This is a genomic window from Streptomyces sp. NRRL S-337, assembly GCF_000720175.1.
GTDB lineage: Bacteria > Actinomycetota > Actinomycetes > Streptomycetales > Streptomycetaceae > Streptomyces > Streptomyces siderophoricus.
Genome location: NZ_JOIX01000030.1, coordinates 92,118 through 116,978, shown reverse-complemented (window position 1 = coordinate 116,978; position 24,861 = coordinate 92,118). Strand labels below are relative to the sequence as shown.

Genomic DNA, 24,861 nt, shown 5'->3' with positions numbered 1-24,861 from the left:
CGGATGAGCCCCGGCGCCGGTGTGCATCAGTTGAGTTGACGCACCGGACTGCCCGCCAGGAAGGCCGTGATGTCCTCGACGGCCTGCTGGAAGTAGCCCTCGTAGTTGCGGCGGGTGACGTAGCCGAGGTGCGGGAGCGCGAGCACGTTCGGGAGGGTGCGCAAGGGGTGACCGGCCGGCAGCGGCTCCTGCTCGAAGACGTCCAGGCCGGCCCCGGCGATCCAGTTCTCGCGCAGCGCCCGCAACAGCGCCTCCTGGTCGACGATTGCGGCGCGCGAGGTGTTGACGAGGTAGCTCGTGGACCGCATCCGGCGGAGCTCGTCCGCACCGAGCAGCCCCCGGGTGCGGTCGCCGAGCACCAGATGGACGGAGACGAAGTCGGCCGCCTCCAAGAGCTCTTCCTTGCCGGCGGTGGCGCGTACGCCCACCTCCGCGGCGCGCTCGGCGGTCAGGTTCCGGCTCCACGCCACCACGTCCATGCCGAAGGCCAGCCCGATCCGGGCGACCCGGCTGCCGATCTTGCCCAGGCCCAGCAGCCCGAGCGTGCGACCGTGCAGATCGGCGCCGAGGGTGGACTGCCAGGGGCCGCCGGCGCGCATCGCGGTGCTCTCGGTGGCGACGTTGCGGGCGAGGCCCAGGATCAGCGCCCAGGTCAGTTCGACGGGCGGCTCGGTGTTGCTGGCGGTGCCGCACACGGTGATCCCGTGTCCGGCGGCGGCCGCCAGATCGATGGCGGCGTTCCGCATCCCGGAGGTGATCAGCAGGCGGAGCCGGGGCAGCCGGGCGAGCAGCGAGGCGGGGAACGGGGTGCGCTCGCGCATCGCCACGACGATCTCGCAGTCGCCGATCGCCGCGACCACCTCGTCCTCGGAGCGGAACGGCTCGCGCAGCGTACGGACCTCGACGGCACCGTCCAGCGGTGACCAGTCGGCCACGGAGCGGGCGACGTCCTGGTAGTCGTCGAGTACGGCGCAGCGCAGTGTCATAGCAAGATCTCCCGGAGGTGCAGTTCGGCGTTCATCCGGACCGTAGCGCCCAAAAGCCGCCTAGCCAGCGACTATGCGCATACTCACCTGGCCAGAAACCGATCAATCCCGGTCGATTACAGTGCTGCGCCATGGGGCCTTCGCAAGGCCCCGGAACGTGGTGAGCTTCGGGAGGCACAGTGAGCGCAGCGGGAGGCGGCGCCGCCATCTGGGGGCGCGCAGAACAGCAGGACTTCCGCAGCCGGGTACGCGGCTGCCTGCTCGGTGGTGCCATCGGTGATGCGCTCGGTGCCGGCATCGAATTCGACTCGCTCGATGCGATCCGTGCGGCGCACGGCCAGGAGGGCGTGACGGACTTCGTACCCGCCTTCGGGCGGCGCGGCGCGGTCACCGACGACACCCAGATGACCCTGTTCACCGTCGACGGGCTGATCCGGGCCCAGGTACGCCGCGACACCGGCGCCTGGCACCCGCCCACCGACGTCCACCGCGCCTACCTCCGCTGGGCCGCCACCCAGCACGACTGGGGCCCCGACGAACGCAAGACGGACGACGGCTGGCTGGCCCGCGAGGAGTGGCTGTACTCCCGCCGCGCGCCCGGCCGGGCCTGCCTGAGCGGCCTCGGCGACGAGGTGATGGGCACCGTGGAGGCGCCGAAGAACCCGGACTCCAAGGGGTGCGGCGCGGTGATGCGCTCGGCGCCGTTCGGGCTGCTGGTCGGCTGGGAGCCGCAGCTGGTCTTCCAGCTCGCCGTGGAGTGCGCGGCGCAGACGCACGGACACCCCACCGGCTATCTGGCGGCCGGTGCGTTCGCCGTCATCAGCCACTCGCTGGCCCGCGGCGAGGACCTCGACGGCGCGGTGCAGAAGGCGCTGGCCCACCTGGCCACCCGCCCCGGTCACGAGGAGACCACCGAGGCCCTCAAGCGCGCGCTGGGCGCCGTACGGCAGGGCATGCCGACGCCGGCCCGGGTGGAGTCGCTGGGCGAGGGCTGGACGGCCGAGGAGGCGCTGTCCATCGGCGTGTACTGCGCACTGGTCGCCGAGGACATCCGGCACGGCCTGCTGCTCGCCGTCAACCACAGCGGCGACAGCGATTCCACCGGCGCCATCTGCGGCAACCTCCTCGGCACCCTGCACGGCGAGACGGCGCTGCCGCCGGTCTGGCTGGTCGAACTGGAGGGCCGGGCCACGATCCTGCAACTGGCCGACGACTTCGCCATGGAAATGACCCAGGGCCCCGCCCTGCACGGTCCGGCCGGCTCCTCCCCGGGGTGGCTGGCGCGGTATCCGCGGGCGTAACGGGCGGGGCGAACGGCAAGCGGGCGGGGAGCGCGGCCGCTACCGCATCAGCTCACCCGCGTTGACCAGCAGTGACTGGCCCGTGATGGCGCGCGCCCGGTCGGACGCCAGGAAGACCGCGGTCTCGGCCACATCGGCATCCGTGGCCAGCTCCGGCAGCGCCATCCGCGCGGAGAGCCGCCCGAGCACCTCGGACTCCGGTACGCCCTCGGCCTGCGCCTGGAACCGTATGTATGCCTCGACCGGCGGGCCCCACATCCAGCCCGGCTGCACGGTGTTGACCCGTATCCGGTCCGGGCCCAGCTCACGGGCGAGCGCATACATCGCGGAGACCAGCCCGCCCTTCGACGCCGCGTACGCCGCCTGCTGCACCTGTGAGGGCGCCGCGACCGACGACTGGGTGCCGATGAACACCACCGAACCCCCGCCGCGCGCGGTCAGCGACGGCAGGCAGGCCCGGGTCATCCGCAGCGTGCCGAAGAGATTGACGTCCACGACGGCGCGCCAGGAATCGAAGTCGGCGTCCCGCACTCCGCCGAACAGCGAGTCCAGCGCGGCGACATGGATCACCGCGTCGATCCCGCCGAACCGCTCCACCGCCAGCGCGGCCAGCGCCGTGCACTGCGCCTCGTCGACGATGTCGGTCACCCGCCAGGCCGTACGCGTCCCCGAAGGGTCGATCTGCGCCGCCGACCTGGCGAGGTTCGCCTCCGTGCGCGCGCCCAGCACCACCGACGCGCCGTCCCGTACGCAGGCCGCCGCGACCTGATGGCCGAGGCCGGCCCCCACGCCCGAGACGACGACGGTCTTGTTCCGCAGCAGCATCTCCGCCTCCGGACGCCGAGCACCACTCACGCGTTCTGACGGTGAGTCAGATTAGGGCGGTGGCCCGGGAAGGAACAGCCCTTCGCCCGCGGATTTCTCGGGTGGCGGGCTGCTGCCCGGTCAGTGCGCGTGGCCCCGGCGCAGGCGGGCGACGGACCGCAGCCGGCGCAGGACGGCGGCCACCCGCACCCGGGCACCGCACAGCCGGGCCCACAGGCGGCGGGCGAGGGATGGCGGCGGCTCGGTCGGGTAGTCGTCGGAGGAATCGGGGGCCGGCGCGCCGCCTGTCGGGTCGTCCGCGCCGTGGGGGCCTTGGGTGCCGTGGCTGCCTTGGGTCATCCGTCCTCCCGGAAACGTGTTCCCACCCCTGTCCTTCCCCGTGGCGGCCGCCCCGAAGCCGCGGCTCTCCCGGCGCCCGCCCTCACTCCTCCCCGCGCGCCGCCACCAGCGCTCCGCGCAGCCGCCCCAGGCCCTCGCGGATCTCCTCCGGCGTGTGCGTGACGAACGACAGGCGGACCGAGGCCGGGTCCGGTGTCCCGGCGAAGAACGGCGCCCCGGGCACGTAGGCGACGTCATGCCGTACGACCTCGGGCAGCAGCGCGGTCGCGTCGTAGCCGGCCGGCAGGGTGGCCCAGACGAACATGCCGCCCGACGGCCGGTTCCACCGCGAGCCCTCGGGGAGCGCCGTGGCGAGCCCGTCGACCAGCGCGTCCCGGCGCCCGCGGTACGCGTCGCGCACCCGCGCCAGATGGACGTCCAGGTCCGTGGTCGCCAAGTACCGTGCCGCGGCTGCCTGATCGACGGTCGAGGTGTGCAGGTCTGCGGCCTGCTTGGCGATGACGCACGGGCGCCGCAGCGGGGCCGGCAGCCGCAGCGTGCCCAGCCGCAGGCCGGGCGCCATCACCTTCGAGAACGAACCCAACAGCACCGTACGATCCTCGGCCCCCGGGAACGACGCCACCCACGGCACGGCCTCGCCCTCGAAGCGGAGCTCGCCGTACGGGTCGTCCTCGGCGATCCACAGTCCGCGCCGGGCGGCGATCCCGGCGACCGCGGCCCGTCGTCCGGCGGAGAGCGTACGGCCGGTCGGGTTCTGGAAGGTGGGGATGACGTAGAGCAGCTTCGGCCGCTCCCGGGCGGCGAGTTCGTCCAGTGCGGCCGGGTCGATCCCCTCGTCGTTGGTGGGCACCGGCACCACCCGGGCGCCCGCCAGCGAGAAGATCTGCAGCGCCGCCAGATAGCAGGGGTCCTCGACCAGCACCGTGTCGCCCGGCTCCAGCAGGACGGTGGCCAGCAGCGACAGTCCCTGCTGGGAGCCGGTGGTCACCAGCAGCTCGTCGGGGTCGGTGGGCAGCCCGCGGGCGGTGGTGCGCGCCGCGACGGCCGCGCGCAACGCCGGGTCGCCCTCGCTGGTGGAGTACTGCAGGGTGCGCCGCGGGTCGTCGGTGAGCACGTGCTGGAAGGCTGCGGCCATCCCCGCGGCGTCGAACAGTTCCGGAGCGGGCAGCCCGCCGGCGAACGAGATGACCTCGGGCCGGGCGGTGAGCGCCAGGATGTCGCGTACGGGCGAGCTGCCGGTGCGCGCCGCCCGCGCGGCGAGCTCGGGGACCGGCGCACGGTCGGGCGTGCGGAGGGGCGTACGGGCATCGGCGAGGATCGCATCCGGCATGGCGACTCCCATCACTCCGGGCCGCGGGTTAACCCGCGTTAGCTGTAAGTGCCAGGCAGCTTAGGCAAGAGGGGAACGGGTGTGCAGGGATGCCCACATGGTGAGCATGCCGGACCCCTCCCGTTCTGACGCTACGTCAGCTACATCTGTTCCCCATGACCGCAGACAGCGAGCGCACGAACAGGCCCACGCCAAAGGACACCCCCGCCACACCCCTCGCCGCCGACCCCCTCGCCGCCTATGCCGCGCTGGCCTCCGTCGGCCCCTACGGCGTCCGCCCCGGGCATGCGCTGATCACCATGGTCGAACCGCACCCCGGCCATGAGTACGCCTACAACCGCTGGTACGAGGACGACCACTACATCGCCGGCGCCATGGCGATGCCCTGGATGTTCGCGGGCCGCCGCTGGGTCGCCACCCGAGACCTGCAACTCCTGCGCTATCCCCAGGAGTCCGCCGTCGCCCGTCCGGTCACGGCCGGCTGCTACCTCTCCACGTACTGGCTCACCGAAGGCCGCTATGACGAGCACATGCGGTGGACGGTGGCGATCAACCGGCGCCTCAACCGGGACGGCCGGGTCCACCAGGACCGTACACACGTCTTCACGGCCTTCCAGGACCACCTGGCGACCGTCTACCGGGACGGCGCGGTGGGCCCCCGGGACTTCCATGCGCTGGACCACCCCTATGCGGGCCTGGTGCTGGAGGTGGTCGACGCGGCCGGGCCGGAGGAGCGGGGCGAGTTGCTGGAGTGGCTGCGGGACCGGCAGCTGCCGCGGCGGCTGGCCGGCTCACCCGCGGCGATGGTCACGGTCTTCCGGCCGACCCCGCTGCCCGGTGACCGGATGTCGTACGTACGGCAGGTCGAGGGCGTCGACACCCGGCTGACGCTGCTGTGGTTCCTGGAGCGGGATCCCCGCGACGACTGGGCGGCGCACTTCGCGGGCCTCGGGGAGGAGGTCGCGGACGAGGGGCTCGGACGGGTGGAGCTGGTGGCGCCGTTCGTGCCGACCGTGCCCGGGACGGACCGGTACGTGGCCGAATTGCGCTGACGAATGCTGACGCGCGGTAACGACGGCGGGAGGGCATGCGTGGAGGGCGGGCAAGGCCGAGCCCCCTCGGCCGGGACGGCGATCCAGTCGAGAGGGCTCGTATCCGCGGATGCGGACTGTGGAGCGTGTCGGCTCAGGTCACGCGACGTCGAACCCGCCATCGGCGACGTCCGACAGGAAACGGCTCCAGGAGGCGTTGTCGAACGTGAGGCGCGGCCCCTCAGGGTCCTTGGAGTCGCGCACCGCGATGGCGGCGGTGGTCGGTACGGCGATTTCCACACAGGCGCCGTTACCACCGGAGTACGAGGACTTGGTCCAGGAGAATGCGGAATTCGGCTGCACGGCCATGTTCACTCCAACTTACTCTGAGTTACCGCGGATTCGGTAGTCATGACGCTACGCGCCAACATCACCAACCGCAGGGGCCGTTCACCCGTCCGAATGGCATATTCCTTGATCTCTTTTCACGGCAGCAGGGGCAGGTGTACCGTGCGAACCCGCAATCCGGAACCTCGCATTCCGCCCCATTTCCGCCATGCCCGGTCCGTCGTGCCGGTCCGCTGTTCCGGTCTCACCTCACCTCCGGTCACCTCGCTTCGGGTCACCCCATCGCGTCCGCATGGGATTTCGCCGCCTCCGCGATGAACTCCCGGCTCGCTTCCGCACTCAGGGCCTGGGCCCGCAAATGCTCGTACATGATCGTGTATTTGTGCACATCATTGGTTTTCTCCAGATAGAGGTCACTGGTGACGCCCTCGATGTACACCACGCTGGAATCCGCGGCATCGTCGAATTCCAGGATGGAGAACGTCCCCGACATTCCGGCGTGCGCACCGGCGTCATAAGGGAGCACCTGCACGGTCACATGCGGGAGATGGCTCACCTCGACGAGATGGTCGAGCTGTTCGCGCATGATCAGGTGGCTGCCGACCACCCGCCGCAGCGCGCTCTCGTCCAGTACGACCCACAGCCGCAGCGGGCGCTCGGGCTCGTTGACCCGCTCCTGGCGGCGCATCCGTACCTGGATGCGCTTCTCCAAATGGTCCGGCGCCAGCTCGGGGACGGTGCCGGGGATGACCGCCTCGGCGTAACCGGGCGTCTGCAGCAGCCCGGGCACGAGCAGCGACTCGTAGATCCGCAGCGAGGCAGCCTCGGTCTCCAGACCGATGTAGACGCTGTACGGGATGTCGCCGAAGGCGTGCCACCAGCCCTGCTGGCGGGAGTCCTTCGCCATCTGCATCAGCGAATCGACTATCCGGTGGTCCTCGACCTCATAGACCCCGCAGAGATCGCGGACATCACGCTGGCTGATGCTGCGGCGGCCGTTCTCGAGTCTGCTGATCTTCGATTGCGAGACCAGCAGCCGCTCGGCCACCTCTTCCGCCGTCATGCCCTTGAGCTCGCGGAGCCTGCGCAGCTCCTGGCCCAGCCGGCGTCGCCTGACGGTGGGATTGACGTGGGACGCCACGGGATGTGCACCTCCGGCTCCGTACTGCTGTCATTTCCTGGTCAGCAGACTGCCACTCCGGAGTGACACCGCGCAGTGAAATGCGCACACAAGGCGAGCGAGCGTGTGCGCGGGGTGGCGGGCCGGCCGTCGTCCGTAACGGCCGGCCCGCCACCCCGCGCTTCCTTGCTGCGGCTCCCGAACGGGATCGTGGGACGGTGGTGCGCCGGTGGTGCTGGTGCGGCACTGGTGGACCGTGGGGCGTCCTGACAGGGCACCCGGTCGTACGGGCCCTTCAGGGCGTCAGCGGGCGCCCACGCGGGCCATCCTGCCGTGACCGTGCCGCGATTGGCCCGGGGTGCCGGACGCGTTCGCCGTGGCCCGGGCCGCGGGTTGCCGTACGGCACCGCCGGCGGCGGCCTGCGCCCGCCGTGGTTGCGCCGCGGCGCCGTTCTGCACGTCCATGACCGCGTGGGCCACCAGCCCGCCCATGGGGTCGTGCCGGATCAGATCCCGGAGACGGGAGCGCGATGACCGCCCCTCGTTCCCTGGGTAGAGGTGCTTGCCGAGTCCGACCGCATGTGCCAGCGCGGCGAGCGCCGCGGTCCGCGGGTCCGGGGGTACGCCGGTGCGGATCGCGTTGTCCAGCCGGGACCTGATTTCCCGGCTGATGGCCGACTCCGTCGCTTGGTAGCGCGTCGTCGGCAGCACCCCGCACATCTGGCCCGCCACGGCATGCACCATGCCGCACCGTTCGAGATGCGTGAGGTACGTCTGGCGCAGCCCCAGCCGGGGCCCGCCGATCCAGTGGACCGCGCGCACCGGACTGCCGCGTCGGCGCAGCAGTTCGAGCGCGGAGTCCAGAGTCGGATCTCCTGTCGGCCGTGCCATCACCACGGCGATACGATCCCCGTCTGGGGCTATCCGTCCTGCCAGAGCCAGCTCTACTAGCTGGGCCCCGGCCAGGCCGAGGTCGAGCGACTGCGGCTGCGCTGTGGTGCCCGTCGCCGGGTCCAAAGCGAGCAGCAGAAGCTCCTCCGGAATTGTTCTGCGGCTCCTGCCCATCCATGCCTCCCCGCGTGGATGAATGACAGGGTGACCCCTCTCACATTCATCTGTCGAGAGTGCGTGGGGGGTTCGGTAGGGAACCGGTAGGTATGTCGTTCTCGTCTTGCACGTTGGCGACATCTATCCGTGGGGTGCGGCGCGTACCGATTCGCGTGGCGGCGAGGTGTTGCCACGGGAACACAGGACACTTGGAAACACTGGGCCAATGCGGCAGTGCGACATATGAAGGAGACATCGGTGGCGGGCGAGTCCCCCGACAAGTCGGACAAGAAGCAGTCGTCGGGGGAGACGGCGCGGAGCGAACGTGATCCGCGCCTGTCCGTCCTCCGAAGGGAGCCGGCCGAGCCGGCGGAGGAAGCGGCGACGGGCGAGGGCGAGGACTCGAATCCGTCCGAGCCGTCCGAGGCGTCCGGGGCGGGCGAGACGGGCGAGGCATCCGAGCTGAACGGGGATGTCGAGGCTCCGGAGGCGTCCGACGGGGCGCAGAAGGACGCCGGCGACGAGGAGGGCCCGGAAGCCGGCGACGAGCGTCTGCGGACGGCTGTCGCCGCCTGGGTCGCCGGGAAGGGCGACGAGGACACCGAGGGCGGTACCGAAGCCGGTGCCGAGGGCCGCGCCGAGACCGGTGGCGGGGGCTCGAAGGATGACGAGGCGCGCGCGGAGACGGGCGACGCTTCCGCAAAGCCGGAGGCCGATGCCGCGGCCGCGGCTGACGCTGAGCCCGGTGCGGACGAGTCCGAGGGTGGCGACAAGTCTGAGCCCAAGGGCTCGGCGGACGAGGCCAAGTCCGAGGCGAAGCCTGAGTCCGAGGCCAAGGCCCGGTCCACGTCGAAGGCCAAGTCCGAGGCCAAGTCCGAGGTTGTTGATCAGCCGACCGCCGTGTTCAAGACCGTCGGGCCGCAGAAGAGCAAGCCCGTAGAGGCGGCCGACGAGGAGGGCGGGGCCGACGGGTCGGCAGTGGATGACGCGACCCGGGTGTTCGCTGTTGCGAAGGTCAAGGGGAAGAGCGCCTCCACCGACGCGTCCGCCCCGGTCGACCAGGCGACCACCACTCTGAAGATCAACCCGCCTGCCAAGGCCCCGACCAAGGCCCCCACCAAGTCCACCACCACGGCCGCCGCCAAGGACTCCGACTCCGGGAAGGATTCCGAGAAGGACTCGGCGAAGGACTCCGGCAAGGGCTCCGGCAAGAGCGAGAACGGGAAGGACGCCAAGGAGGGCGCCAAGAAGGACACCAAGGCGCCCGCTGCCGAGAGTGACGCGGAGCGGACCAGCCAGTTCGTGGCGCTGAAGTCGGCGGACGACGGTACGGCCGGCAAGTCCCTCGGCAAGACGGCGCCCCGCACCCCCCTCGGGACGCCCGGCAAGCCCGCCGGCAAGGCGGGGGAGAAGACGACGGACAAGCCCGCCGACAAGACGACGGACAAGCCCGCGGACAAGGCCGGGACGAAGGAGAAGACCTCCGGAGCCCAGCCGGCCGCCGCGTCCGCCGCGCCCGCCGCCCCGTCCAAGCCCGCCGGTCCGCCCGGTGCCCTGCCGCCCGCCGCCCCGACGGGTGCCGGCGCGCCGGCCCGTCCCGACGCGCTGCCCGAGTCCGAGCGGACCAAGCAGCAGCCGCTGCCGCCGCTCGACCTCCTGGCGAAGCTCACCAACACCCCGCCGCCGCCCGAGACCCCGCTGCGCATCGTCGTCCGCCGGTTCAAGATCTGGACCCCGCTGGTGGTGCTGCTGGCGATCATCTTCGTGATCGTCCAGGGCGTGCGCCCGCTGCCCAACCCGACGCTCACCGTCGGCGACGCCCCGTCCTCGTTCACCTTCGAGGGCGGCAAGCTCACCATCCCGTGGCCCGCGCAGGGCCAGGCGGCAATCAAGGTGGTGGGCTCCGGTGACCTGGGGACGTTCGGGCCGCAGAAGCCGGTGCCGACCGCGAGCGTGGCCAAGATCATGACGGCCTACGTCATCCTCCGGGACCACCCGCTCAAGAAGGACGAGGGGGGCCCGCAGATCGAGGTCGACGCCAAGGCGGTGACCGAGGGCGGTTCCAGGCACGAGTCCCGGATCGAGGGGCTGAAGGCCGGGCAGAAGTTCAGCCAGCAGAACATGCTCAAGATGCTGATGATCCCGTCCGGCAACAACATCGCCCGGCTGCTGGCCCGTTGGGACTCCAAGTCCGACAACGAGGCGGCGTTCGTCAAGAAGATGAACGCCGCCGCCAAGGACCTGGGCATGAAGAACACCACCTACACGGACCCCAGCGGCCTGGACCCCAAGACCGTCAGCACCGCGGTCGACCAGCTCAAGCTGGCCGAGGCCGTGATGAAGTTCGACGCCTTCCGGCCGATCGTCGCCATGACGAACGCCGACATCCCGGGCCTGTCGCAGCGGATCAACAGCAACATCGACAACCTGCTGCTGGCCGGCCTCAGCATCAAGGGCATCAAGACCGGCTCCAGCACGGCGGCCGGCGGCACGCTCTCCTGGGCGGCCTACAAGACCGTCGACGGTAAGGACCGGCTGATCCTGGGCACGATGATGGACCAGCACTTCAAGGGCCTGGACCCTGACGGTGCCAACAGCCTCACCCTGGTCAAGCAGAACAGCCAGAAGGTCATCGAGGCCGTACGCAACGCGCTGACCTCTGCGCCGGCGGTGAAGAAGGGCCAGGTCGTCGGCTATGTCGACGACGGCCTGAACGGCCTCACGCCGGTCGTCGCCACCAAGGACCTGAAGGCGGTGGGCGTTCCGGGCCAGAAGCTGAAGCTGAGTGTCGGTGACGGCGGCAAGACCGTCCCGCACACCGCGAAGGCCGGCACCGAGGTCGGTGTGCTGACCGTCGGCAACGGCGAAAGCATCCAGAAGGTGCCGGTCGCCCTGAAGGAGGACCTGGTCGAGCCTTCGTTCGGAGCGAAGCTGGTCCGCATCACCTGAGCCGGCTGCCGAGGGGCCGCGGGCGTCCGACCCGCGGCCCCTCGGCATACGCGCCTTGGGCGTCCCCCGGCTTCTCCCTCCCACCCTCCTGCTGCTCCGGCCGTCGCACGCCGGGCGGCCGTGCGTGGCGACTTGGGCCGGCCCACCTCAACGAGCCTCGGACGTCCAGCTCCACGCGGCGCGCCCGGAACCCGGGCGCGCTGCGGCTTACAGTGTGCTCGCCCGTCCTCCTCCGTCCCGTACGTGACCGGAGCCCGCCATCGACGTAGCGCAAGCACCGAAGCCGGCCTATGCGTCCGTCGTCGCCACACGCCGAGCGTGGGCGGCGCGGGGCGCGGTGATGCTGATGCCCTCCGGGGTGATGCTGCTCCTGGGGGCGTGGGGGATCCGCCGCCAGGACGCCATCTGGCGCGACGAGGCGGTCAGCTACGACATGGCCCACCGCAGCCTGCCCGACCTGTGGCACACGCTGCTGCACGCTGATGTCGTCCACGGCCTGTACTACGCCCTGATGCACGTCTGGTTCCGGGCCTACGACGCCACCCTCGACGGGACGTTCGGCGAGGTGGTGGGGCTGCGGCTGCCGTCGGTGGCCGCGATGACCGCCGCCACCGCGGGCGTCGCCCTGCTCGGGCACCGCCTCGTCGGCCGGCGGGCGGGCCTGCTGGCCGGCTTCACGTTCGCGTGCATCCCCGTCGTCCAGCAGTACGCGCAGGAGGGACGCTCGTACGCCACCGTCTGCGCACTGGTCGTCTGGGCCACGTACCTGCTGGTCCTGACCGCGGCCGCGGCGGCACCCCCGCACGCGTCTCCGCACCCGCGCCCCCGGCTGTGGCTCGGCTACACGGCGCTCATGCTGGCCGCCTGCCTGCTGCACGAGTTCGCGTGCCTGGTGCTGCCCGTCCACGCCGCCGCACTGATCCTCGCCCGGCTGCCCCGCCGCGTACTGCGTGCCTGGGCGCTGTCCGCGGCCACCGTCCTCGCCGGGCTGGCCCCGCTCGCGGTCTTCAGCACCCGGCAGTCGGCGCAGATCAGCTGGCTGATGTGGCCGGACCCGCTGCAGCTGCTGACCTTCGCCGTGCTCGCGGTCCTCGGCCTGGCCTGCGCCCGCGTGCGGATCCGCTCCCGCGGCCCGATCGGCCTGCGCGCCCTGGGCATCCCGCTGCTGCTCCTGCCCACCCTCCTCCTGCTGCTGCTCTCGCACGTCGAACCGGCCTACGTCGACCGCTACGTCCTCTACTACGTCGTCGGCTTCGCCCTGCTCGCCGGCGCCGCGCTGGCCCGGCTGCTGCGCCCGGCCGGCGAAGCGGGGCAGACCCGGACCCGCCGGCTGCGCCGGACCGCGGCCGTCGCGCTGGTGCTGGCCGCCCTGCTGCCCATCGACGTCCATCTGCGCAGCCCGGACAGCCGGGTCGACGACGTCACCGCGGTCGCCCGGGCCGTGCGCGCGGTGGCGGAGCCGGGCGACGGCCTGCTCTTCATGCCGGCCCGGCGGCGGATCTGGACGGCGACCCGGCCGCACGACTTCCGCGGCCTGACCGATCTCGCCCTGGACAAGAGCCCGTTGGCCTCCCACACCCTCTACGGCACCGAACGCTCCGGCGACGCCATCCGCGCCCGGATGCTGGCCAGCCGCCGGATCGTGGTCGCCGGCGACCCGGACGGCCAGCCCGCCGACGACAACGACCAGGAAATCGCCAAACGGGCCACCCTGCGCGACGCCTTCGAGGTCTGCGGCACCACGGAGGTCCGCGGCGCCCGCATCACGGTGTACGGGCGGGCCGGGGCGTGCGGGACGGGAGCCGCCCGCTAGGGCACCGGACAGGAAGCCCCAGCCTGAACCGGGCCCCCCGGGCCCCTCACCGCAGCCCGGCCGCCGCCCCGTCGAGCCCCAGCAGCTCCTGGAGGGCCGCCGCGCCGGCGTCGGTGAGGCGTACCGCCCTGCCGCTGCCGATCCGGCGGACCCAGCGGCGGTCGAGCAGCCCGTCGCAGAGCCGGGCGCCGGCCGTGCCCGCGAGGTGGTTGCGGCGCTCGGTCCAGTCCAGGCAGCCGCGGGCCTGGGGCCGGCGGCCGGTACGCAGGTCGGCCGGTTCGACGCCCAGCGCGTCGGTGAACCAGTCCCGGCCGGCGTCGGTGAGCGCGAAGCCGCCGTCCTGGTCGACCAGCCCGCGGGCGGTCATCGCGTCGGTGATCGCCACGCCGAGCCGGCCGGCGAGGTGGTCGTAACAGGTGCGGCCCCGGGCCAGCGCCGCGGAGGCGGACACCGCGCGCAGCCCGCGCGGCGCGCCCTGCGGCGGATCGAGGTGCGCGGTCAGGGATTCCAGCAGCTCGGCGACGTGCGGGCCGGCGAGCTGGAGGTAGCGGTGGCGGCCCTGGCGCCGTTCGACGAGCAGCCCGCCCTCGGTCAGCCGGGTCAGGTGCTCGCTCGCCGTCGACGGCGCGACCTGCGCGTACGCGGCCAGTTCGCCGGCCGTCCAGGCCCGCCCGTCGAGCAGGGCCAGACAGAAGGCGGCCCGGGTGCGGTCCGCGAGCAGCGCGGCCAGCCGTGCGAGCTCGGTGCTGTACGGCGGAGTGCCGGCCGCCGGGGTGCGGTGCGTCGCGGTCCGGTCCGTCACCGCCTGGTTCGCCGCGGTCCGGTTCGTCGCGGTGCTGTACGCCGGAGTGGTCATGACTCGATTGTCCGCCGCGAGTCTTCGGTGCGTACCGAAGGGACTCGTGCCTACGGTGCCCGTATGAGCACCTCCCCGGAGTACGCCACCTTCCACTTCCACGCGTTGCACCACGCCGACCAGCCGCTGCTGCTTCCCAACGCCTGGGATGTCGCGTCGGCGGTCGCCCTCGCCGCGGCCGGATTCGCGGCGGTCGGCACGACGAGCCTGGGGGTCGCGGCGGCCCACGGCTATCCGGACGGCCGTGGGCTCGCCGAGGTCAAGGACGCCACTCTCGCCTTGGCGCTGCGCCTCAACGGCCGGCTGACCTGCCCGTACACCGTCGACATCGAGGGCGGGTTCGGTGGCGGGCCGCAGGAGGTGGCGGATCTGGCGGGGGCGCTGGCGGAGGCCGGTGCGGCGGGGCTCAATCTGGAGGACGGGCTGCCCGGTGGCGGGGGGCTGCAGGAAATGGCGCGGCAGGCCGAGGTGCTGGCGGCGGTGAAGCAGCGGGCGCCCGGGCTGTTCCTGAACGCCCGGATCGACACCCATTGGCGGGTGACCACCCCGCCCCCGCTGTCGGAGACGCTGGCCCGCGCCGAGAGCTATCTGGCGGCGGGCGCGGACGGGGTGTTCGTCCCGGGGATCGTCGCCGACGAGGACATCGCGGTGCTGGTCCGCGAGGTCCAGGCCCCGCTGAACATCCTCTTCACGCCGGGCCGGCACACCCTCGCCCGGCTGGCGGAACTCGGCGTGCGCCGGATCAGCACCGGTTCGCTGCTCTTCCGTACGGCCCTGCAGGCCACCCTGGGGACGGCGGAGGCGATCCGCACGGGGCAGCCACTGCCGGAGCCAGGCGGCGCGGCGCTCATGTACGAGGACGTCCAGCGGATGGTGGGGGAGGAGCAGGGGGAGTAGGTCCCCCTGCTCCCGGCGCTCAGACCTGCCGGCCCCGGCCCGCCTGGCGGCGGCGGTGGACGGCGACGGCCGCGCCCGCCACACCCAGTGCGCCCGCGCCACCGATCAGGCCCGCCTTGGGCAGGTGCCCGGCCTTCTCGGCCAGGCCGGCCAGCCCGTCGTCGGGGAGCATGATCGACGTACGGCTTTCCGTGGGCGCGGTGGAGTCCGCGGCGAAGGCGGCGCCCGTGGGCAGCAGCAGGACGGCGAGCGCACCGGCGGCGACGGTGGCGGTACGGATCATGGAGCGGCGCTGGGCCCGCATGGGTACTCCTCGTCGGGGGCGGCTCGGGCCGCCCTGGGTCACGGTACGGGAGGCACCTTACGGAGCGTCCTTAACGGCAATCCGTACGTTGTGTAACAGTCAGCAAGATCTCTGGGATCGGTCCCGTGACGATGCGCCCGCCAGTCCGGTCCAAAGGCCGCAACCCCGGCAAGGCGGTCGGGTCGTCGGCGGTGCTTCGCCGGGCACCGGCGGAACTTCGGCCGGGCGCCGGCCAGGTCGCCCGCGCCTCGTCGTCGGATGGCCGCGCCGAAGATTCCCCCGCCCGCCGCTTTGGATAGCTTGAGGAACGGGCCCGACGGGAGGCGGTGACGACGGGATGCGAGGCGGCGAGGACGGCTGCGCGCGAAGACGCTTCCGCCCGTGGCGGCGAGTCAGCTCGCGGTGGCGCAACGGTCCCTGGCGGTGCATCTGCCGCGCCACCGCCCTCTGTGCGCTCCCGCTCCTCGCCGGATGCGCCGGTCTGGAGGGCCTGGAGAGTGACGGACCGGCCCGCGACGTCAAGGCGCCGCTCGCGCTCTGGCCGGAGTACACCCCCGCCCCGCTCGGCCGGGAGGACAACCCGGCCGCCCTCAGGCCCGTGGCCGGTGTGCCGCACGTCCCGAGCGGCAGCATGGCCGACGCCGACCCGCTCGCCGTCCTCGACGCGGACATCTCCGCGGAGGGGCAGCATCCGCCCGCCCCTCAAGCCGTTCGCCGCCCCGAGCTGCACGACCTCACCGACGACGGCAAACCCGACCTGATCACCGTCATCGACCTCGATCCGCGCACCAGCGAACTCCGCGTCTACAGCGTGCGGAAGACGGTGGTGACCCGGGTGCTGGTGCTGCGCGGCGTGCTGGCCGGCGTCGAGCTGGCGGCCGGTCACCTGGCGGTGCGTGAGCCCACCAAGGACCCGCGCTACGTGAGCGTCACCGACCTGGTCTGGGACGGCAGGGCGATGGCCCTGTGGGACCTCACCCTCGACGAGGTCCGCAGACACCAGACCCGCCAGGCCGGCGGCGGCAGCGGGAGCAGGAGGAGCAGGGCGGGCCGGGGGAGCAGGGGGCCCGGGGGGAGCAACGGGAGTGCCGGGAGCGGTCCATGAGGCGCCCGGCGGTCTCCCTCCGCTGGAAGATCGCGCTGACCGTGATGGCGGTGAGCTGCGCGGTCGCCGCCGTCCTCGGCGTGCTCGTCCACAATGCGGTGGCCCGTCAGACCGTGGGGCAGGTACGGAAGGAGACCCGCGCGAACCTCGACACCGCGCTGGACCTCTTCGAGTACGGCACCTCGCGCGAGGGCATCAACTCCCTCCTCGACCCGATCGAATTGCCGCAGCCGCTGCGGGAGTTGGCGCGTTCGGGGCAGCGCGGCAGCATGGTCGGGACGTATCGCGGCCACCCGGTCATGTGGGCCGCGGCGCCTGCCGACGGCCAGGTCATGGCCGTCTGGTCGCCGTACGGCAACACCCGCCGCTCGCTGGAGAACTTCGACACCGCGATCCTCGGCTCGGCCGTCCTCGCCGCCGCGGTCGTCGCGCTCGCCGGGCTGTTCCTCGCGCACCGCATCAGCCGCCGGCTGGCCACCACGGCGGCGGTCGCCCGCCGCATCACCGCCGGCGATCTGGACGCCCGGGTCGGTGGTGGTGGCAGTGGCAGTGGCAGTGGAGGTGAGGGTGACGGTGGCGGCGCGGGCGGCGGCCGGAAGGCGGGCGGCGGACCGGCGGCGCGGGACGAGGTGGCGGCGGTGGCCGCCGCCCTCGACTCGGTGGCCGGCTCCCTGCAGAGCCGGCTGCGGGCCGAACAGCGGTTCACCGCCGATGTGGCCCATGAACTCCGTACGCCGCTCACCGGCATCCTCGCCTCGGCCGAACTGCTTCCCGAAGGCCGGCCGAAGGAGATGATCAACGACCGGCTGCGGGCGCTGCACCGCCTCACCGAGGACCTGCTGGAGATCTCCCGGCTGGACGCCGGCGCCGAACACGCCGATCTCGCCGCGTACGATCTGGGCGCGCTGGTCACCCGCTCCGTGCGCGCCACCGGCCTCGACAGCGACGTACGGGTCGCCGCGGACACCGTCGTCGAGACGGACCGGCGCCGGCTCGACCGCATCCTCGCCAACCTCGTCCTCAACGCGCACCGGCACGGCCGGCCGCCGGTCGTGGTCACCGTCGACATCCCGCCCGGCGGCCCACCGACCATCGAGGTCCGCGACCACGGCCCGGGCTACCCCGTCGACCTGCTGCACCACGGCCCGCAGCGCTTCCGCACCGACGCGCCCGGCCGGGGCAGGGGCCACGGTCTCGGCCTGACCATCGCCGTCGGCCAGGCCGCCGTCCTGGGCATCGACCTCCGCTTCACCAACGCCCCCGACGGCGGCGCCCGCGCGGTCCTCCGCCTCCCCCGGGAAGACACCCCGGCGCCTCCCTGAGCGGCCCACCGGCCTTGATCGGCCCACCGGCGCTGAGTGGCTCACTGCCGCTGGGCGGCTCACCGGCCCTGAGCGTCCCACCGGTCAATGTCGCCTGATCACCGGCCGGCCGGGTCCGCTCACCAGTCGATGTCGTCCGGCGGCTCCGGCAGCACCTCCTCGTCCGTGGGCCCGGGTCCCGCCCCGGGCTCGGGCTCGGCGACCGCCACCGCGCGCCCACCGCCCGTGTCCTCCCCGTCGCTCTCCCGTCCCGCCAGCACGTCCAGGATCGGCTGGCCGTACTTCACGAGCTTGTTCTCGCCGACGCCGTTGACCGTGCCGAGTTCGGCCGTCGTCGCCGGCCCCAGGAGGGCGATCTCCCGCAGCGTCGCGTCATGGAAGATCACATACGCGGGCACGCCCTGCTCCTTGGCCGTACGGGCCCGCCAGCTCCGCAGCGCCTCGAAGACCGGCAGCGCCTCCTCGGGCAGATCCACCGGCGCCCGCTTGCCCTTCGCGGTCTTCGCCTTCGCGGCCCGCGCGGCCTTCTCCGGCTCCCGCCGCATCGGCACCTCGCGCCGGCCGCCCAGCACCTCGCCGCTCGTCTCCGTGAGCACCAGCGTGCCGTAGTCACCCTCCACGGCGAGCAGTCCCTGCGCCAGCAACTGCCGTACGACACCACGCCATTCGGCCTCGCGGAGGTCGGCGCCCACCCCGAAGACGCTCAGCGCATCATGATCGAACTGGATGACCTTCGCGGTCTTCTTCCCCATCAGGATGTCGATGATCTGGCCCGCGCCGAACTTCTGCCCGCGCTCACGCTGCAGCCGTACGACCGTCGACAGCAGCTTCTGCGCGGCGACCGTGCCGTCCCAGGTCTGCGGCGGGGCCAGGCACGTGTCGCAGTTGCCGCAGGTGGTGCCGGCGCTCTCCTGCCCGAAGTAGGCCAGCAGCCGGACCCGCCGGCACTGCACCGTCTCGCACAGCGCCAGCATCGCGTCGAGATGGGCGGACAGCCGCCGCCGGTGCGCCTCGTCGCCCTCCGAACCGTCGATCATCTTCCGCTGCTGGACCACGTCCTGCAGCCCGTACGCCAGCCAGGCCGTCGACGGCTGGCCGTCCCGCCCGGCGCGCCCGGTCTCCTGGTAGTAGCCCTCCACCGACTTCGGCAGGTCCAGATGCGCCACGAACCGCACGTCCGGCTTGTCGATCCCCATCCCGAACGCGATGGTGGCGACCACCACCAGCCCGTCCTCCCGCAGGAACCGCGCCTGGTGCTCGGCTCGCGTACGGGCGTCGAGGCCGGCGTGGTACGGCACCGCGGCGATGCCGTTGTCCACCAGGAACTGGGCGGTCTTCTCCACGGAGGCCCGCGAGAGGCAGTAGACGATCCCGGCGTCCCCGTCGTGCTCGCTGCGCAGCAGCTCCAGCAGCTGCCGCTTGGGCTCGCTCTTGGCGACGATCCGGTACTGGATGTTCGGCCGGTCGAAGCTCGCCACGAAGTGCCGGGCCTCCGCCATCTTCAGCCGGGAGGTGATCTCGGCGTGCGTGGCGTCGGTCGCCGTGGCGGTCAGCGCGATCCGCGGTACGTCGGGCCAGCGCTCGTGCAGCATCGACAGCGCCAGATAGTCGGGCCGGAAGTCGTGCCCCCACTGCGCCACGCAGTGCGCCTCGTCGATCGCGAAGAGGGAGATCTTGCCCCGGTCCAGCAGGCTCAGCGTCTGCTCCACCCGCAGCCGCTCCGGCGCCAGATACAGCAGGTCCAGCTCACCGGCCAGGAACTCCGCCTCGACGAGCCGCCGCTCCTCCAGGTCCTGCGTCGAATTGAGGAATCCGGCCCGCACCCCGAGCGCCCGCAGGGCGTCGACCTGGTCCTGCATCAGCGCGATCAAGGGCGAGATCACGACCCCGACACCCGGCCTGACCAGCGAAGGAATCTGATAGCAGAGCGACTTGCCGCCACCGGTCGGCATCAGGACGACGGCGTCGCCGCCCCCTATGACGTGCTCGATGATCTCCTGCTGGCTGCCCCGGAACGCGTCGTACCCGAAGACGCGGCGCAGCACCTGCACCGCCTCGCCCGCCTCCGGAGCGTCTGCTGCATCCATGTCCTCGACCATTCCCACGTCCGTCAGAGCCACCCCGAAAGCCTACGAGCTCCGCGCCCCTCCCCGCGGCCCCTGTGGATAACTCTCGGCTCGGCCTCCCCGGCACCACCGGTGGCCGGTGCGGTAGAGCGCCGCACGCACCCGGCCGGGAGCGGCCCGGGCGCCTGTCCCCGCCCATGCAAAAGGGCCGGTCCGCGAGGATCAACTCGCGTGACCGGCCCTTCTCGGGGTGCCCCCGGCAGGATTCGCACCAGCGACATTCGCTTCAGGAGTTTTCCCAAGGGGCCGTCGCAGGCATGGCCGGCGGGCGACGCCGCGATTGCCCAGCGTCAGCGTCCGTCACGAGGCACCGAGCCGTGCCGCAGCACGGGCCGCTCCGGCGGGGTGTGCCGGCAGGCGCCCTTGGTCACAGCCCGCAGGAGCCGCGGTCGAGGTGGAAGTACCGGGCGTTGGCCCAGCGGCACAGCCGGATGCCGACGGTGACGCCGACGATGGTGACCAGGGCGGGCAGGTATCCGCTGGCGACCTGGACGATCGGGATTGCCGGGCACCCGCCTGAGATCGCCCAGCCCGTACCGAACATCACTGCTCCGGGGACCACGCCGGCGTGGATGCGCCCTGGGGTGCGGCGGACCCGCAGCAGAGCGAACGCGCACACGATGATCACGACGGCGCCGGCGAAGGAGAGGAGCATGCGCAGGTCCTGGAAGGTGAACATGCGGTTCAGCTCGGTGTAGTCGCCGAAGCCGATGTTGGAGACGGTATAGCCGAGGGTGAGGCCGGTGATGATGTTGGCCAGCAGAATCGCACCACGAGTACGCATCAGATCACCTTCCACAGCAGGAACGACACCGCGACGGCGGTGCCGAAGAACACGGCGGTCGCGACGAGGCTGACCGGGCGCAGACGGCCGCAGCCGTTGAGTCCGTGGCCGGAGCTGCACCCACCGGCCAGCCGAGTGCCGAAGCCGACCAGCACGCCTCCGACGAACAGCAGGGCGACCATGGTGATCGGATGTGCGGTGACCACGTTCCGGAATCCCGGGCCCATATCGAAGCGGAGGTGGAACCGCCCGGAGGTGATCGCGGCGATCAATCCACCGGTGAAGATCGATACCAGCAGGGCAGCCTGGGTGACCAGCGGGGCCGGGCTCGGGGCCACGACCGGGGTGTCCTCACCCGCCGTCGATTCGACGTCCGTTTCGAGCCGTTGCGACGCCTCGTACGGAGCCGGTGGCCCGGCGGGCGCGGCGGGGCCGGTGCCGAAATGCTCCGCTGTAGCTGCGGCGAGAGCGTCAGCGAGAGCACGCTCGTCGGTGAACTCCTCGTCCATCCGTTCTAGGCGGCGCTCCCTGCGCCAGTGCAACACGCGATCCCACGCGGACGACACGCCGAAAGACCGGTCCGTGGTGAGGGCGTAGTTGATGGTGATCAGAGCGAGCCCGGCAGCGCCGGCCCACCAGGGCCAGTAGTTACTCATGCGGGGCCTCCCATCCATTCGGTGAATCGGGCCCACCAGCCGCGCTTCGAGCCGGGCGCCTGCCGAGAGTGCCGAGACGGGCGGTCTGGAGGCAGCGGACCCTCTGGGGGTGGTGACGGCTGGTCATGCGAGACCGGTATCGGCGGAGATGCCGCCCCGAACCGAGCCGTGGTCTCCGGTGCCGCGGTCACGGGTTCTGACGGCTCTGACGGCTCTGATGGCCGGGCAGCCGGTGCCGGCTGGGACCAGGACGCGCTCTCCGGTGACCATTGATAGTGCTGTGGTGGGTGGGCTTGCCGGGGTCTCTGCTCCGGTGTGGGGGCGCTGGAGCGGTCTGCGTCGGGGGCAGCGGCTTCGAGGTGTCGCGCGCTGGCTCCGTTGGGCAGCAGGCTGATCGGCACGCGCTCGCCGGTGAGTGACATCTGGTAGCGGGCACAGCCGAGCCACTGATCCCCGCTGTCGCAGTAGTAGTCGCGCCAGCCTTGCAAGCTCGCCCTGAGCAGCGGGAAAAGGGGGCATCCTGCGGCGTGCGAGCAACCCACGTTGCTCCCTTCTGAGCGGCGCGTACCACCCACTCGGTGAGGGTGGTTGCCGTTCTCGAATTCGGGCCTTCGCCGCGTCAGGGTCGATCTCAAAGCGACGCAATGACGGCCTGTCACAATGCGGAACCGTGCCCTCCACTCCTTCGACCGGGCGTGATGGAACCACTGTTTCGCCGCCCCGAGCAACCTCAAGGGGGAATCCGACCGTGACCACATGACATCACTCAGTAAGAATCGTCACGCCGTGTTTATGCTCTATGGCTCTCATATCCGGATATTCGCGGCCGATAAGGAGACCGCTTGAAGCGCGCCGCGGCCTCATGGCTCACACTCCTGGTGGCGGGAGTCAGTTGTTCGTGAAGACCGTGCGCATATCGATGTTGGTTATGGCGAAATTGTGAATTCGACTGTGACGAAACTGTTGATGTCGCTGGTCGTAAGCGGGGACGTTATGGGAGGGAAATCATGTGCCAACGTGCTGTCTGCCGGTTGTGCCGGAAGATCACCTATGAGGGCTGCGGAAGACACGTGGAGCAAGTGCTCGCCGACGTGCCCACACCTCAGCGGTGCACGTGTGAGCCTGCGAAGCCCGAGCCTGCACGCTCGGGGGAGCCGATGACTCGAACGGGGCCGAAGCCGGCGCCTGTTCCTCGAAGCCCGGACGGTTCGCGGGGCCGATCGTCGGGCGGCTGGTGGGCCCGGCTCGTCTCTTGGATGAAAAGCCCGGCATGAAACAAGCCGAAGGAGACCAACTGCGCTCGCTGCGCGAGGGGCCGGGGGCGGTCGATCGGCCATGCCTTCCTCGACGGGCACACGCCCGCCGCCGCGGGCACCCTCGCCCGCGGCATGATCTGGCGCGCCCCTGGGCGCCGGTCTCATCACCGCCGCGAAGCAACTGGTCGTGGGCGGCTGGGAAGTTCACGAGGACGACTCCGAGACCGACGGCGGCGCACGTACTGTCGCGCTGAACTCCGCGAGAAGCCTGCTTCCGCAGCGACGCCGAAGCGAGGCCGAGCAGAACCCCTCCCTGGGGAGAAACCTCCAGGTCGGAGCGGTGATACGCGGTGCCCCCGGCAGGATTCGAACCTGCGACACCCGCTTTAGGAGTGGGGTCGAATTCCTGATCGGGGGTGTTCGCTCGTGCTGGGTGGTGCTGTCCTTGCAGGTCAGCACCACCCAGCCTGATGCTGAGTCCTTCGCGGGGGGGCCTCGTGTTCCACCATCCGCTCACGCATCGCTCACGCGCAGAGAGCTTTCAGCGCTACGGGGCTTGAACCCACGACCTCTTCGTCCCCAATGAAGTTCGGGCAAGATCGACACCGGGTGGTTTGCTATTTCACCTGGTCAGGGCGTTGGGGTGGGGCGGTTCCGATTGGTGTCGAAGGGGCTTGGGGGCGGGTCGGCTCCCAGCTGACGGCCGCTGACGCCGACTGTCCCGCCGTATCGGCTTGTGCGCAGTCCGCGGCGCGCGACGCTTGTCCGGAGGGCTCAGATCACCGTCGAGGGTGCGTGCTTACTCAGGTAGCTCTTGAAGGTCTTCCTGATCTCCGCCTGGAGGTAGCCCGCCTGCGGTGAGTTGGGCACCACGTCCGGCTCGAAGCCTCTCTTTCGGGCATCAAGGTACCGCACGATGCTCGACGACCTGGTGTTGGAGACGAAGAGCTCGTTCTGGGTGCGAATGTCCGCGCGCAGTCCCTCGAAGTTCCGTGCGAGATCGATGCCGAGGTTGGAGACGTAGTACTTGCACTCGACGATGAGGACGCACTGACTGCCTCGTGGCGCGATGCCCTGTGCTCGGCTCAGAGCAGCTTCCTCGGCCGGCAGCACCAGCACGTCGCACTCGTGCAGGACGCCCGATGTACCGGTCACATACACGCCGAGGTGGACCTCAACGGCGGGAGCGCCGTCGAACTCGATCACAGCATGGGTGAAGGGCTGGCTGTTGCCGTAGAGATGACCAGGGCCCGTCCGGAAGACAAGGCTGCTGGCCTTCGCCCCGTAGACGTCCTCGTAGGTGACAGTGGCACCGTGCCGACTCGCAGTGGCGACGATCAGGGAGAAGATGAAACCCTCATAGATGTCGGAAGGCTTCGAAGCGGAGTTGTACGACACTGCCCCTGCCGCCAGAAGGCTCTTGATCTCGTTGACCAGGCTGTCGACCGCGCTCAACTGACAACCTCCCTCGCCACGTCGGCCAGCAGTTGGCTGACGTGGTTACGTCGTTCAGCCGACGTCCGATCTCCCTGGAACTCCGTTCGGCTACGGCGCGATCGAGCGCTTTCGTCCGGCTCGAACACGACCGCCCCGGCGATGCTCCGGCTTCCGGCGTCGCCCTCGGGTTCGGTCCGGAGCGTCTTCAGCACCTCCAGTTCCATTTCAGGCAGTTCGACGAGTACTCGCCTCACCGCATCCAGGAGGAGCTGGACACGTTCTTCATCCGTCATGGCTCGCGTCGCGATGACCAGCGTTCCCCGCTTGCGTGATGCCTCGAACTCGACGAGACCAAGCACGCTGCGGTCCACGACCTCATATCGAAGCGCTGCCGCGGCCGGACTCGCAGCAGAGGAGTCATCACCGCGGCGCTGTTGGCGCCGGCGGAGGATCTTTTCCTCGGGCACTCCCGCGGCGATTGCCGCGTCGACATCGTCGAGCACCCAACTCAGAGCGGTGTCCTGTAGAGCTGCGCGGAGCTGATGCTCTACGCGACGCAGTTCGAACTGGTTCATGTCCCCCTCGTATCAGCAGTCTTTCTCTGAGGTAGCCCCTCGGTCCACAGATCCTCCCCCGGGGTGTGTGAAGGAACCCCCGGTCACCCATCGAGCGGACTCCGGAGTGCCTCCAACGACAGGTGGGGTTCCGGAACGGCAGCTGAACCAGTCTGGGTCTGGTGGAGGCTCGATTCCCTGAGAGGAACAAGGCCCGATGCGCGAGCTGATTGCTGCGGGTAGCGGCGCTCCGCGTCAGCTCTCGGGAGATCGTCGAGGGCGAGCGGTTCAGGTGCCGGGCCACCTCGCGCACCCCGTGGCCCTGCGCACACAGCAACGCGATTTCGTCGCTTTCATCGCGCACCTGATCAAGGCGGCATCGACGCCTTGATCGGCGTCGTCGGCGATGCCCTGGACGATGCGCTCATGGAATCCGAGGTCGGCCTCTGCGAGATGGAGCCGATCAAACATGGCC

Annotated in this window: 23 protein-coding genes; 8 read left to right on the top strand and 15 right to left on the bottom strand. The window is 71.2% G+C overall.

Annotation, left to right across the window (positions count from 1 at the left end):
• Positions 1–26: 26 nt before the first annotated feature.
• Entirely contained in the window at positions 27–986 is a 960-nt protein-coding gene (locus tag IG62_RS0121840) for a D-2-hydroxyacid dehydrogenase family protein (protein ID WP_030805704.1), read from the bottom strand.
• A 179-nt stretch (positions 987–1,165) separates the two neighbouring features.
• Between IG62_RS0121840 and IG62_RS0121835 the strand changes: the two genes are divergently transcribed.
• The gene (locus tag IG62_RS0121835; protein ID WP_030805702.1) at positions 1,166–2,287 is read left to right on the top strand and encodes an ADP-ribosylglycohydrolase family protein; all 1,122 of its coding nucleotides are present in this window, start codon (positions 1,166–1,168) and stop codon (positions 2,285–2,287) included.
• Between the two features lie 39 nt (positions 2,288–2,326).
• Here IG62_RS0121835 and IG62_RS0121830 read toward each other — a convergent pair whose 3' ends face one another.
• The 3 genes from IG62_RS0121830 to IG62_RS0121820 form a co-directional block, all read right to left on the bottom strand.
• Entirely contained in the window at positions 2,327–3,112 is a 786-nt protein-coding gene (locus IG62_RS0121830; RefSeq protein WP_030805700.1) for an SDR family oxidoreductase, read from the bottom strand.
• 120 nt (positions 3,113–3,232) lie between these two features.
• On the bottom strand, positions 3,233–3,451 hold the full coding sequence (locus IG62_RS0121825; protein WP_030805699.1) for a hypothetical protein: 219 nt from the start codon (positions 3,449–3,451) through the stop codon (positions 3,233–3,235).
• Positions 3,452–3,533: 82 nt separating this feature from the next.
• Positions 3,534–4,781: a PLP-dependent aminotransferase family protein gene (locus tag IG62_RS0121820; RefSeq protein ID WP_030805697.1), complete on the bottom strand. Its 1,248-nt coding sequence runs from the start codon at positions 4,779–4,781 to the stop codon at positions 3,534–3,536.
• A 155-nt stretch (positions 4,782–4,936) separates the two neighbouring features.
• On the opposite strand from IG62_RS0121820, the gene IG62_RS0121815 reads away from it, so the two are divergent.
• Positions 4,937–5,833, top strand: coding sequence for a hypothetical protein (locus IG62_RS0121815; RefSeq protein ID WP_030805695.1), 897 nt, complete (start codon positions 4,937–4,939; stop codon positions 5,831–5,833).
• Between the two features lie 138 nt (positions 5,834–5,971).
• On the opposite strand, the gene IG62_RS0121810 is transcribed toward IG62_RS0121815, so the two are convergent.
• The 3 genes from IG62_RS0121810 to IG62_RS0121800 all read right to left on the bottom strand — a co-directional run bounded on the left by IG62_RS0121810 (position 5,972) and on the right by IG62_RS0121800 (position 8,345).
• On the bottom strand, positions 5,972–6,181 hold the full coding sequence (locus IG62_RS0121810) for a DUF397 domain-containing protein (RefSeq protein WP_030415568.1): 210 nt from the start codon (positions 6,179–6,181) through the stop codon (positions 5,972–5,974).
• A gap of 253 nt (positions 6,182–6,434) precedes the next feature.
• Positions 6,435–7,301, bottom strand: coding sequence for a helix-turn-helix domain-containing protein (locus IG62_RS0121805; RefSeq protein WP_030415567.1), 867 nt, complete (start codon positions 7,299–7,301; stop codon positions 6,435–6,437).
• 282 nt (positions 7,302–7,583) lie between these two features.
• Positions 7,584–8,345, bottom strand: a complete 762-nt coding sequence (locus IG62_RS0121800; protein ID WP_030805693.1) for a GOLPH3/VPS74 family protein — start codon at positions 8,343–8,345, stop codon at positions 7,584–7,586.
• A gap of 240 nt (positions 8,346–8,585) precedes the next feature.
• On the opposite strand from IG62_RS0121800, the gene IG62_RS0121795 reads away from it, so the two are divergent.
• Positions 8,586–11,276 (top strand): D-alanyl-D-alanine carboxypeptidase, encoded by a 2,691-nt coding sequence (locus IG62_RS0121795; RefSeq protein ID WP_030805691.1) that lies wholly within the window; start codon positions 8,586–8,588, stop codon positions 11,274–11,276.
• A 340-nt stretch (positions 11,277–11,616) separates the two neighbouring features.
• Complete coding sequence (locus IG62_RS0121790; protein WP_234326665.1) at positions 11,617–13,089, top strand: glycosyltransferase family 39 protein; 1,473 nt, start codon at positions 11,617–11,619, stop codon at positions 13,087–13,089.
• Positions 13,090–13,135: 46 nt separating this feature from the next.
• Here the strand turns inward: IG62_RS0121790 and IG62_RS0121785 are convergent, their stop codons facing one another.
• The gene (locus tag IG62_RS0121785) at positions 13,136–13,945 is read right to left on the bottom strand and encodes an ArsR/SmtB family transcription factor (RefSeq protein ID WP_078872142.1); all 810 of its coding nucleotides are present in this window, start codon (positions 13,943–13,945) and stop codon (positions 13,136–13,138) included.
• Positions 13,946–14,008: 63 nt separating this feature from the next.
• On the opposite strand from IG62_RS0121785, the gene IG62_RS0121780 reads away from it, so the two are divergent.
• Positions 14,009–14,842: an isocitrate lyase/PEP mutase family protein gene (locus tag IG62_RS0121780; RefSeq protein WP_030805684.1), complete on the top strand. Its 834-nt coding sequence runs from the start codon at positions 14,009–14,011 to the stop codon at positions 14,840–14,842.
• Positions 14,843–14,861: 19 nt separating this feature from the next.
• On the opposite strand, the gene IG62_RS0121775 is transcribed toward IG62_RS0121780, so the two are convergent.
• Positions 14,862–15,146, bottom strand: a complete 285-nt coding sequence (locus IG62_RS0121775; protein WP_030805681.1) for a hypothetical protein — start codon at positions 15,144–15,146, stop codon at positions 14,862–14,864.
• 337 nt (positions 15,147–15,483) lie between these two features.
• Between IG62_RS0121775 and IG62_RS0121770 the strand changes: the two genes are divergently transcribed.
• Both IG62_RS0121770 and IG62_RS0121765 read left to right on the top strand, forming a co-directional pair.
• A complete protein-coding gene (locus tag IG62_RS0121770; protein WP_234326663.1) occupies positions 15,484–16,251 on the top strand; it encodes a hypothetical protein in 768 nt (255 codons plus the stop codon).
• Positions 16,248–17,573 carry a sensor histidine kinase gene (locus IG62_RS0121765; RefSeq protein ID WP_030805675.1) on the top strand — a complete coding sequence of 442 codons (1,326 nt, stop codon included), beginning with the start codon at positions 16,248–16,250 and terminating at the stop codon, positions 17,571–17,573. The genes IG62_RS0121770 and IG62_RS0121765 overlap by 4 nt, the downstream gene beginning before the upstream one ends.
• A gap of 119 nt (positions 17,574–17,692) precedes the next feature.
• Here IG62_RS0121765 and recQ read toward each other — a convergent pair whose 3' ends face one another.
• From recQ to IG62_RS50200, 6 genes are all read right to left on the bottom strand, one after another.
• On the bottom strand, positions 17,693–19,672 hold the full coding sequence (recQ, locus tag IG62_RS0121760; RefSeq protein ID WP_420711090.1) for a DNA helicase RecQ: 1,980 nt from the start codon (positions 19,670–19,672) through the stop codon (positions 17,693–17,695).
• Between the two features lie 394 nt (positions 19,673–20,066).
• Positions 20,067–20,483, bottom strand: coding sequence for a YeeE/YedE thiosulfate transporter family protein (locus tag IG62_RS0121755; RefSeq protein ID WP_030805668.1), 417 nt, complete (start codon positions 20,481–20,483; stop codon positions 20,067–20,069).
• Positions 20,483–21,139: a YeeE/YedE thiosulfate transporter family protein gene (locus tag IG62_RS0121750; protein WP_030805664.1), complete on the bottom strand. Its 657-nt coding sequence runs from the start codon at positions 21,137–21,139 to the stop codon at positions 20,483–20,485. Before IG62_RS0121750 ends, IG62_RS0121755 begins: the two co-directional genes overlap by 1 nt.
• Positions 21,140–23,169: 2,030 nt before the next feature.
• On the bottom strand, positions 23,170–23,850 hold the full coding sequence (locus IG62_RS43325; protein WP_051798395.1) for a hypothetical protein: 681 nt from the start codon (positions 23,848–23,850) through the stop codon (positions 23,170–23,172).
• Entirely contained in the window at positions 23,847–24,203 is a 357-nt protein-coding gene (locus tag IG62_RS50205) for a hypothetical protein (protein WP_078872139.1), read from the bottom strand. Before IG62_RS50205 ends, IG62_RS43325 begins: the two co-directional genes overlap by 4 nt.
• Before the next feature lie 49 nt (positions 24,204–24,252).
• Positions 24,253–24,690 (bottom strand): helix-turn-helix domain-containing protein, encoded by a 438-nt coding sequence (locus IG62_RS50200; RefSeq protein WP_420711089.1) that lies wholly within the window; start codon positions 24,688–24,690, stop codon positions 24,253–24,255.
• Here IG62_RS50200 and IG62_RS50195 point away from each other — a divergent pair.
• Positions 24,604–24,777 carry a hypothetical protein gene (locus IG62_RS50195; protein WP_420711091.1) on the top strand — a complete coding sequence of 58 codons (174 nt, stop codon included), beginning with the start codon at positions 24,604–24,606 and terminating at the stop codon, positions 24,775–24,777. The genes IG62_RS50200 and IG62_RS50195 overlap by 87 nt on opposite strands.
• Positions 24,778–24,861 lie beyond the last annotated feature (84 nt).

Coding starts and splice junctions, on each gene's coding strand:
- IG62_RS0121840 (WP_030805704.1), bottom strand. CDS start 986: ATGACACTGCGCTGCGCCGTACTCGACGACTACCAGGACGTCGCCCGC.
- IG62_RS0121830 (WP_030805700.1), bottom strand. CDS start 3,112: ATGCTGCTGCGGAACAAGACCGTCGTCGTCTCGGGCGTGGGGGCCGGC.
- IG62_RS0121825 (WP_030805699.1), bottom strand. CDS start 3,451: ATGACCCAAGGCAGCCACGGCACCCAAGGCCCCCACGGCGCGGACGAC.
- IG62_RS0121820 (WP_030805697.1), bottom strand. CDS start 4,781: ATGCCGGATGCGATCCTCGCCGATGCCCGTACGCCCCTCCGCACGCCC.
- IG62_RS0121815 (WP_030805695.1), top strand. CDS start 4,937: ATGACCGCAGACAGCGAGCGCACGAACAGGCCCACGCCAAAGGACACC.
- IG62_RS0121810 (WP_030415568.1), bottom strand. CDS start 6,181: ATGGCCGTGCAGCCGAATTCCGCATTCTCCTGGACCAAGTCCTCGTAC.
- IG62_RS0121800 (WP_030805693.1), bottom strand. CDS start 8,345: ATGGGCAGGAGCCGCAGAACAATTCCGGAGGAGCTTCTGCTGCTCGCT.
- IG62_RS0121790 (WP_234326665.1), top strand. CDS start 11,617: ATGCTGATGCCCTCCGGGGTGATGCTGCTCCTGGGGGCGTGGGGGATC.
- IG62_RS0121785 (WP_078872142.1), bottom strand. CDS start 13,945: ATGACCACTCCGGCGTACAGCACCGCGACGAACCGGACCGCGGCGAAC.
- IG62_RS0121780 (WP_030805684.1), top strand. CDS start 14,009: ATGAGCACCTCCCCGGAGTACGCCACCTTCCACTTCCACGCGTTGCAC.
- IG62_RS0121775 (WP_030805681.1), bottom strand. CDS start 15,146: ATGCGGGCCCAGCGCCGCTCCATGATCCGTACCGCCACCGTCGCCGCC.
- IG62_RS0121770 (WP_234326663.1), top strand. CDS start 15,484: ATGCGAGGCGGCGAGGACGGCTGCGCGCGAAGACGCTTCCGCCCGTGG.
- IG62_RS0121765 (WP_030805675.1), top strand. CDS start 16,248: ATGAGGCGCCCGGCGGTCTCCCTCCGCTGGAAGATCGCGCTGACCGTG.
- recQ (WP_420711090.1), bottom strand. CDS start 19,672: ATGGTCGAGGACATGGATGCAGCAGACGCTCCGGAGGCGGGCGAGGCG.
- IG62_RS0121755 (WP_030805668.1), bottom strand. CDS start 20,483: ATGCGTACTCGTGGTGCGATTCTGCTGGCCAACATCATCACCGGCCTC.
- IG62_RS0121750 (WP_030805664.1), bottom strand. CDS start 21,139: ATGAGTAACTACTGGCCCTGGTGGGCCGGCGCTGCCGGGCTCGCTCTG.
- IG62_RS50195 (WP_420711091.1), top strand. CDS start 24,604: ATGCGCGAGCTGATTGCTGCGGGTAGCGGCGCTCCGCGTCAGCTCTCG.